Raw genomic sequence first — 1,357 nt, forward strand, 5'->3', positions numbered from 1 at the left:
TCCCCGACGATCAGCGACATGGCCGGGTACGAGTCGGCGCGGGCGTTCTTCAACTACACGCTGCCGATCGGCAACGGGGTCCGCATCCCGATCGTCTTCTGGATCGCCCTGGTGGCCGTGGCGACCTGGATCCTGCTGCGGACCCGGGTCGGGAACTGGATCTTCGCCTCCGGCGGTGACCCGGCGGCGGCCCGCGCGGTCGGTGTCCCGGTGAAGTGGACCAAGATCGGCCTGTTCATGGGGGTCGGGTTCACCGCCTGGCTGCTGGGGATGCACAACCTGTTCGCCTACTCCAACGTGCAGTCGGGCAACGGCGTCGGCAACGAGCTGTACTACATCATCGCCGCGGTGGTCGGCGGGTGCCTGATGACCGGTGGGTACGGGTCGGCGATCGGCGCGGCGATCGGTGCGCTGATCTACGGCGTGGTGACCAACGGCATCGTGTACGCGGGCTGGAACGCGGACTGGAACAAGCTGTTCCTCGGCGCGATGCTCGTCATCGCGACCATCGTCAACCTCGTCGTGAAGAACCAGGCGGCCAAGCGGTGACCACACACATCCAGGGCAGCCAGGACGGCCGGCAGAGCCCGAACACCGAGATCCTGCGGCTGACCGACGTCGGCAAGCGGTACGGTAACGTGCACGCCCTGCGCGGGGTGTCGCTGTCGGTGCGGCAGGGGGAGATCACCTGCGTCCTGGGCGACAACGGCGCCGGCAAGTCGACGCTCATCAAGATCATCGCCGGTCTGCACACCCACACCGACGGGACGCTGACGGTCAACGGCGAGGAGGTGCAGTTCACCTCCCCGCGCGAGTCGCTGGACCGGGGGATCGCCACCGTCTACCAGGACCTGGCCCTGGTGCCGCTGATGTCCATCTGGCGCAACTTCTTCCTCGGGCAGGAGATGCGCAAGGGCTGGGGCCCGTTCGCCCGGCTGGACGTGCAGCGGATGATGGAGATCACCGGGACCGAGCTGACGAAGATGGGCATCTCGGTGCCCGACCTGGACCGGCCGGTGGGGTCGCTGTCCGGTGGCCAGCGGCAGTGCATCGCGATCGCCCGGGCCATCTACTTCGGTGCCAAGGTGCTGATCCTGGACGAGCCGACGGCGGCGCTGGGGGTCAAGCAGTCCGGGGTGGTGCTGAAGTACGTGGCCAAGGCCCGTGACGCGGGGCTGGGGGTCATCTTCATCACGCACAACCCGCACCACGCCTACCTGGTGGGCAACCACTTCGTGATCCTGAACCGGGGCAACGTGTCCCTGGACTCCTCCCGGGCCGACATCAGCCTGGACCGGCTGACGAACGAGATGGCCGGTGGGGCCGAGCTGGAAGCGCTCAGCCACGAACTGTCCGC

At 67.8% G+C, this 1,357-nt stretch carries 2 protein-coding genes; both read left to right on the forward strand.

The features are described 5' to 3' along the window. On the forward strand, positions 1–549 hold a 549-nt coding region (locus ACRYR2_RS24985), incomplete at its 5' end, for an ABC transporter permease (protein WP_432565705.1). A gap of 8 nt (positions 550–557) precedes the next feature. After that, positions 558–1,357 (forward strand): ATP-binding cassette domain-containing protein (locus ACRYR2_RS24990; protein ID WP_432565706.1); only part of this gene is annotated, 800 nt, incomplete at its 3' end.

The organism is Kineococcus deserti (genome assembly GCF_050871945.1).
Classification (GTDB): domain Bacteria; phylum Actinomycetota; class Actinomycetes; order Actinomycetales; family Kineococcaceae; genus Kineococcus.